We start from the raw sequence: 424 nt of genomic DNA on the forward strand, positions 1-424 counted from the left end.
AATGGCGCGGCCAGCGGCGTATATACCATGAGACCTGCTGTCACCAGAAAGGACAGCTGAAAGCTGACGCTGAGCAGCAGATACGGGTTCCAGACCAACATCATCAGCGCCGCAGCAGCCAGAATGTTCATTCCATCCTTAAGGATACCGAGCCTTGCGGCAAGCAGAGCAATCATGCTCATTAGCCCGGCACGAACCACTGACGGTCCGGCACCGGACAGCAGTACATAGGCTGGTACAAGCAGTAATGTTACCGTGAGTGCTGTTTCTCTCGTGAAGCGGCAGCGACGCAGAAGAAACAAGATCACCCCGACATAAACCGCAACATGCATTCCCGAGATCGCCAGAATATGAGTCAGCCCCAGCTGTGAGAACTGTTTGAAGGTCTCCGGGGCCAGATCCTCCTGGATGCCGATGACAAGTC

General features: G+C 55.0%; 1 protein-coding gene. It reads right to left on the bottom strand.

Annotated features, from left to right (window positions below; all coding sequences use genetic code 11):
• The coding region (locus QW71_RS36485; protein ID WP_039311782.1) for a ComEC/Rec2 family competence protein at positions 1 to 424 on the bottom strand (424 nt) is incomplete at both ends.

The organism is Paenibacillus sp. IHB B 3415, from assembly GCF_000802655.2.
GTDB lineage: Bacteria > Bacillota > Bacilli > Paenibacillales > Paenibacillaceae > Paenibacillus_AQ > Paenibacillus_AQ phytohabitans.